5 protein-coding genes are annotated in these 7055 nt (G+C 69.9%); 2 read left to right on the top strand and 3 right to left on the bottom strand.

Going from position 1 to position 7055, the window contains the following annotated elements; all coding sequences use genetic code 11:
- Positions 1-120: 120 nt before the first annotated feature.
- From ABZT93_RS17810 to ABZT93_RS17820, 3 genes are all read right to left on the bottom strand, one after another.
- Positions 121-1587 (bottom strand): WGR domain-containing protein, encoded by a 1467-nt coding sequence (locus ABZT93_RS17810; protein WP_356105338.1) that lies wholly within the window; start codon positions 1585-1587, stop codon positions 121-123.
- Positions 1588-1724: 137 nt separating this feature from the next.
- Positions 1725-3053, bottom strand: a complete 1329-nt coding sequence (locus ABZT93_RS17815; protein WP_356105341.1) for a class I SAM-dependent RNA methyltransferase — start codon at positions 3051-3053, stop codon at positions 1725-1727.
- Between the two features lie 69 nt (positions 3054-3122).
- Positions 3123-5168 carry an APC family permease gene (locus tag ABZT93_RS17820; protein ID WP_356105344.1) on the bottom strand — a complete coding sequence of 682 codons (2046 nt, stop codon included), beginning with the start codon at positions 5166-5168 and terminating at the stop codon, positions 3123-3125.
- Between the two features lie 447 nt (positions 5169-5615).
- Between ABZT93_RS17820 and ABZT93_RS17825 the strand changes: the two genes are divergently transcribed.
- Positions 5616-6287 (top strand): TrkA family potassium uptake protein, encoded by a 672-nt coding sequence (locus ABZT93_RS17825; protein WP_007385233.1) that lies wholly within the window; start codon positions 5616-5618, stop codon positions 6285-6287.
- The gene (locus ABZT93_RS17830) at positions 6287-6961 is read left to right on the top strand and encodes a TrkA family potassium uptake protein (RefSeq protein WP_037710885.1); all 675 of its coding nucleotides are present in this window, start codon (positions 6287-6289) and stop codon (positions 6959-6961) included. The genes ABZT93_RS17825 and ABZT93_RS17830 overlap by 1 nt, the downstream gene beginning before the upstream one ends.
- The last annotated feature ends 94 nt before the right edge of the window (positions 6962-7055 follow it).

A 7055-nucleotide genomic window follows, 5' to 3' on the forward strand; every position in this document is an offset into this window, starting at 1 on the left:
TAGCCGGATCGGGTGGGCTCGATGGTCGCGGACGCGGAATAGCCGGAGCGGGTGGGCTCGATGGTCGCGGACGCGGAGTAGCCGCGGTGGTGCCGTCGCCGCCGGCCCCGGTGCACCCTGTCAGACCAGGCGCCTGATCTCCCCGCGCACCCGGTAGAAGCCGCCCGCGGAGGAGTGCAGCGCGTCCACCACATAGCGTGCGCCGGGCTGGCGTATCGTACGCGGGAACTGCACGTTCCAACTGGGCTCGTAGCCCTCGGAGACCACATGCACCCGCACTCGGCCTCCCTGTTCGACGCACTCCACGACCACGCCGCTGCCCGCCGCGGGAACCGCGCTGATGGTGGCGACGGAGGCGGCGGTGGTCAGCGGCGCGTACGTCGGCAGGGCGGCCGCCAGCTTGACGTCCGCGGCGACCGGGACGGTGCCCGACTGAGCGGCGTTGATCGCGCTCTCACTCGCGTCGATGCAGGCGAGTGAGCCGTCGGTGGAGACGAGGTAGAGCCGCTCGTCGTGGTACTGCATGGACAACGCCGAGCCGCCCCCGGTGCCGAGCTTCCACAGGCGGGTGCCGTCGGCGGTGAAGCAGTAGACGGAGGAAGCGGAGTCGCCCGCGAAGACGTACCGCCCGCCGGGGGACGTGGCACACGAGTACACCGCGGCGTCGCACTGGTAGGAGGCCTCGACGAGCCCGGAGGACTTGGCGAGCCGCTGGACGACCCGCCGTCCCGTGCCGGCGTAGACCGCGTCCTCCTCCTGCCATCCGAAGAGCACGTTGCCGCTGGTCCGGGTGTGCCAGAGCTGGCTGGTGCCGTCGGCCGCGTAGGCCGTCACACCGTCACTGTGCCCGTGGAACACGGCGCGTTCGTCGGCTCGCACCATCCATCCGTGTTCTCCGGAGGAGTTGCGCGACCACTGGAGCTCGTCCTCGTGGTCGATGACCGTCAGGCCGCCGTTGCGGTCGGAGACGTTCAGCACGCCCGCGTGGATGTCCAGCCAGAAGATGTCCACCTCCGCCGCGATCTCGTAGGCGGCGAACGGCACCTTCGACGAGAGGTCGTACACCCGGCCGTCGTCACAGCCCGCGTAGATCCAGAAGTCGTCGGCCACCAGGCACTTCACACCGTCGGGCAGGGAGTAGTGGGCCAGCACCTCGCCGTCGTGGCTCAGGTTGTAGACGCTGCCCTGCTGGTTGCCGACCCAGCAGCGGTCCGCGTCCACATGGATGCCGAACGCCGAGGCGCCCGTACGGAACCGCCACAGCACCGGGGCGGTCGCCCGCGCCGTGGACGGGGCGGACGACACCTGACGGCGCGTCACGGGCCGGGCGGCGCGCTGCCCCTGAACCGCGGGCGCGTATCCCTTGCGCACCTTCTCGGCGATCTTCTTCGCCGCGGCCGCCTTCGCCTTCTCGGCGGTCGGGAAGGTGGAGGTCTGACGCTGCCCGTCCACACCGATGCGTCCGTACCGCACGGAGACCGTCGTCCCCTCGACGATCACCTCGTAGAACTTGTGGGCACCGCCGCTTTCCTGAGACAGCTCCAGATACGTGACGCTCTCCGACTGTCGTGCCTGTGCAGCGGACACAGCACACCCCTCCCCAAGGCCCCGGTCGACCGCGACGGCCGATCCCCAGTGACTCCAAGCTACTGGTCACCACTGACATCGACGCCCGAGCCCGATCCGGGGCCCCACCCCGGCCCCGCGAACCCCGGGGCTCCGGGTCAGGAGGCCTTAGCGACGGGTTCGAGGATCGCGACGCACTCCATGTGATGGGTCATCGGGAACAGGTCGAACACCCGAAGCGTCCGCACCCGGTACCCCCCGTCCCGGAAGTACCCCAGGTCCCGCGCCAGCGCGGCCGGGTCGCAGGCGACGTAAGCGATGCGCCGCGCTCCCAGGGACGCCATGTGCTCCACCGTCTTGCGACCCGCCCCCGCGCGCGGCGGGTCGAGGACGATCAGGTCGACCTCGGTGATCCCGGTGCGCGGCAGCACCGACTCCACCTTGCCCTGCTCGATGCGGACCCGGTCGAAGGCGGCGAGGTTGTGCCGGGCGTCCTCGACCGCGCGCTTGCCGGACTCGATGCCGAGGACCGCGCCCTTGTCGCCGAGGCGGTCGGCCAGCGCGCCCGCGAACAATCCGACACCGCAGTACAGGTCGAGTGCCATGTCGCCCTTGCGCGGCAGCAGGCCCTGCATGACCGCCTTCACGAGGGTGTCGGCCGCCTGCGGGTGGACCTGCCAGAAGCCGCCGCTGCCCACCCGGTGGGTGCGGCCGTCGGCCCGCTCGCGCACGAAGGCACGGCCGTGGACGCGGTGGATGCCGCCGTCATTCTCCTCGACGCGCATCACGGAGACCGGCTTGTCGAGTTCGACGAGGGGCAGGCGCGCGCCCGGCTTCGGCTCCAGGATGACCATGCGGTCCTGGGAGCCGGTCGCCGCGATCGCCTCGACCGACGCCATCCCGGACCAGTCGCGCTCCTCGACACCCAGCTCGCTGACGCCCGGCGCCGCGATCATGCAGTGCTCGATCGGCTCGACCTCGTGCGAACGGTGGCGGCGCAGACCGGCGTTGCCGTCGGCGTCCACCGCGTACTGCACGCGGGTACGCCAGGCGGGCACCTCGCCGGCCGGCAGCTTGTCGCCCTCGGCCGGCATCACCGTGCCGTCCCAGCCGGCCTCCTCGGGGGTGAGACCGGCGAGCCGCTTCAGCTGCTCGGCGACGACCTCGCCCTTGAGGCGCCGCTGTGCGCCCGGCTTGGCGTGCTGCCAGTCACAGCCGCCGCAGCGGCCGGGACCGGCATAGGGGCAGGGCGCCTCGATGCGGTCCTTGGACGCCTCCAGCACCGACACCGCGTCGGCGCGCAGGAACCGCGCGCCCTCCTCGCCCTCGGTGACCCGGGCCACGACGCGCTCACCGGGCAGCGTGTGCCGGACGAACAGCACCTGGCCGTCGTCCGTGCGGGCGATGCAGTGCCCGCCGTGGGCGACGGGGCCGACCTCGACTTCGAACTCCAGCCCCACCAGCGATTTCTTCGGTTCTGCCTGCATGGCGGGGTGACTCCACAACGTCAAGGGAAGAGGCGGGACGACAGCCCGCCAGGACAACAGCCCACCAGTCTACTTCGGCGCCGACGGCTCCTTCGCCCGCTCGGCCGGACCGCGCCGCACCGAACCCGGCGCGTTCCACTCCTGGCGCCTGCGGGCCCGCAGCTTCGCCGCCTCCGAGGACTGGAGCTGGTACGGCACCGAGGTCACCATGACCCCCGGCGTGAACAGCAGCCGGCCCTTGAGCCTGAGCGCGCTCTGGTTGTGCAGCAGGTGCTCGTACCAGTGGCCGACCACGTACTCGGGGATGATCACGGACACCGCGTCGCGCGGCGACTCCTTCCTGAGCCCCTTGACGTAGTCGATGATCGGCCGTGTGATCTCGCGGTACGGCGAGTCCAGCACCTTCAGCGGTACGTCGATCCCGCGCCGCTCCCACTCGGCGCGCAGTGCCTTGGTCTCGGCCGGGTCGACGTTGACGCTCAGGGCCTCCAGAGAGTCCGAGCGCATCAGCTTGGCGTAGGCCAGGGCGCGCAGCGCCGGGCGGTGGATCTTGGAGATCAGGACGACCGAGTGGACGCGGGACGGGCGCAGGCTGTCGTCGCTGGGGCCCTCGGGGGCGGCGATCTCCTCGGAGACCCGGTCGTAGTGCTTACGGATCGCGGTCATCGTCGCGTAGAAGATGCACATCCCGAGCAGCGCCACCCAGGCGCCGTGGGTGAACTTGGTGACCAGGACGACGACCAGGACGAGCCCGGTGAAGAAGGCGCCGAAGGCGTTGATCGCGCGGGAGCGGACCATGTGGCTGCGCTTGGCGGCGTCCTTCTCGGTGGCCAGATGGCGGTTCCAGTGCCGGACCATGCCGGTCTGGCTGAGCGTGAAGGACACGAACACGCCCACGATGTAGAGCTGGATCAGCCGGGTCGAGTCGGCGCCGTAGATCCACACCAGGAGGCCGGCCGCACCGGCCAACAGCACGATGCCGTTGGAGAAGGCGAGCCGGTCGCCGCGGGTGTGCAGCTGGCGCGGCAGGTAACGGTCCTGGGCGAGGATCGAGCCGAGCAGCGGGAAGCCGTTGTACGCGGTGTTCGCGGCGAGGAACAGCACCAGCGCGGTGGCCGCGGCCAGCACGATGAACAGGAAGCTGCCCTTGCCGAAGACGGCCTCGGCGACCTGCGAGATCACCGGGTTCTGGACGTAACCGGAGCCGAGGGCGACGCCGTTGTGGATCAGGTCGGTGGCCGGGTTCTCGGCCATGCGGACCTTGGTGACCATGGCCAGCGCGATGATCCCGCAGAACATGGTGACGGCCAGCAGGCCCATCGCCGCGAGGGTGGTCGCTGCGTTCTTCGACTTGGGCTTGCGGAAGGCCGGGACGCCGTTGGAGATCGCCTCGACACCGGTGAGCGCGGCACAGCCGGAGGAGAAGGCGCGCAGCATCAGGAAGACCAGGGCGAATCCGGCCAGGCCCTGGTGTTCGGCCTGGATGTGGTAGTCCGCGGTCGGCGCCCGCATGGTGTCACCGAGCACCAGGCCTCGGAACGATCCCCACGCGATCATGATGAAGACGCCCGCGACGAAGACGTAGGTCGGGATCGCGAAGAGCGAGCCGGACTCCTTGACCCCGCGCAGGTTCATCAGGGTCAGCAGGATGATCACGGCGATCGCGCACAACACCTTGTGCTGCACGACGAAGGGGATCGCGGAGCCGAGGTTCTCGATGCCGGAGGCGATGGAGACGGCGACCGTGAGGACGTAGTCGACGAGAAGGGCGCTGGCGACCGTGAGGCCGGCCTTGGGGCCGAGGTTGGTGGTGGCGACCTCGTAGTCGCCGCCGCCGCTCGGGTACGCGTGCACGTTCTGCCGGTAGGAGGCGACCACCGTGAACATCAGCACGACGACCGCCACGGCGATCCAGGGGCTGAAGTGGTAGGCCGACACACCCGCGATGGACAGGACCAGCAGCACCTCGCCGGGCGCGTACGCCACGGAGGACAGCGGGTCGGAGGCGAACACCGGCAGGGCGATGCGCTTCGGCAGGAGCGTTTCCCCGAGGCGGTCACTGCGCAGTGCGCGCCCGATCAGGATCCGTTTGGGCACGTCGGTCAGTTTGGACACAACAGTGAAGCGTAAGCGTTCGAACGGGCGCACAACCACCCGGCACCCCGCATCTGCTCTCCGGGTGAAATCCGGACCCGCCGCGGCTACGGATTCCGCAGGTGAGCGTAGCGGCATGCCTATATGACAAGACCCCGCCCCTCACCGCCCCCGGAGGTTCCATGCACACGACCGCAGAGCTCATCGGCGCGGCGGCCGCCCTCGTCGGTCTCGGAATCCTGACTCTGGCGAGCGTCCGCAGCATCAGCCGCCGCTGACCGGCAAGAAGTACCGGCAAGTAGCACCAGCGCGAAGTAGCGGCACGAAGTACCGGCAGGAAGTACCGGCAGGAAGTCACGAGCAACCGTGCACGGGGGTGCCGTCGTCGTACCGCGCGTGTGTAGCTTGGGCGTCGGTCTGAGACCCTGATGTGGCTGAGCAGTACTTATTGACACCGGAAGGACGGTCGTGCACATCGTCATCATGGGCTGCGGGAGAGTGGGTTCCGCTCTCGCCCAGACCCTGGAGCAACAGGGGCACACGGTCGCCGTGATCGACCAGGACCCCACCGCCTTCCGACGACTGGGCTCCGGTTTCGGCGGTCGTCGTGTCACCGGAGTCGGCTTCGACCAGGACACCCTGCGTGAGGCGGGGATCGAGGAGGCCGGGGCCTTCGCCGCGGTCTCCAGCGGCGACAACTCCAACATCATCGCGGCGCGCGTGGCCCGCGAGATGTTCGGCATCGAGAACGTCGCGGCCCGTATCTACGACCCCCGGCGCGCCGAGGTCTACCAGCGCCTCGGCATCCCGACGGTGGCCACCGTCCGCTGGACGGCGGACCAGATGCTGCGTCGGCTGCTGCCGTCCGGCGCGGAGCCGCTGTGGCGCGATCCCACCGGTGGGGTCCAGCTCGCCGAGGTGCACGCCTCGACCGCCTGGGTCGGCCACAAGATCAGCAAGATGCAGGAGGAGACGGGCGTCCGTGTGGCGTTCCTGACCCGCCTCGGCGAGGCGATCCTGCCCACCTCGCAGACGGTGCTGCAGGAGGGCGACCTGGTCCACGTGATGATGCGGACGGACGACATCGAGAAGGTCGAGGCGTCCTTCGCCGAGGGCCCCGAAGAGGAGGGCGGTCACTGATGAGGGTCGCCATTGCCGGTGCCGGTGCGGTCGGCCGCTCGATCGCGGGCGAACTGCTGGAGAACGGCCACGAGGTCCTTCTGATCGACAAGGCGCCGACCGCCATCTCGGTCGAGCGAGTCCCGCAGGCGGAGTGGCTGCTCGCCGACGCCTGCGAGATCACCTCCCTGGACGAGGCCGCGCTCCAGCGCTGCAACGTCGTGATCGCCGCGACGGGCGACGACAAGGTCAACCTGGTCGTCTCCCTGCTGGCGAAGACGGAGTACGGCGTCCCGCGGGTCGTCGCCCGGGTGAACAACCCGAAGAACGAGTGGCTGTTCAACGAGTCCTGGGGCGTGGACGTCGCCGTCTCCACCCCGCGTCTGATGTCCGCCCTGGTCGAGGAGGCGGTGAGCGTCGGCGACCTGGTCCGCCTGCTCCGCTTCAGCCACGGCGACGCGAACCTGGTCGAGCTGACCCTGCCCGAGGAGTCGGCCCTGGCCGGTACGACGGTCGGCGACGTGGAGTGGCCCGAGGACACCTCCCTGGTCACCATCATCCGCGGCACCCGCGTCCTCACCCCGTCCCAGGAGGACTCCTTGGAGGCCGGCGACGAGCTCCTGTTCGTGGCCGCCCAGGCCCGCGAGGAACAGCTGGAGGACCTGCTGTCGGTCCGCAAGGAAGAAGCCTCTTAGGCTCCGAGGCACCGACACAGCAACTGCCGCCGGTCGAGAGCAAGGGGAGGGCGGAACCGACATGACCCCATCGACACGCATCCCGTTCCCGGTG

Origin of the sequence: Streptomyces sp. NPDC005303 (genome assembly GCF_040607335.1) — a bacterium.
Classification (GTDB): domain Bacteria; phylum Actinomycetota; class Actinomycetes; order Streptomycetales; family Streptomycetaceae; genus Streptomyces.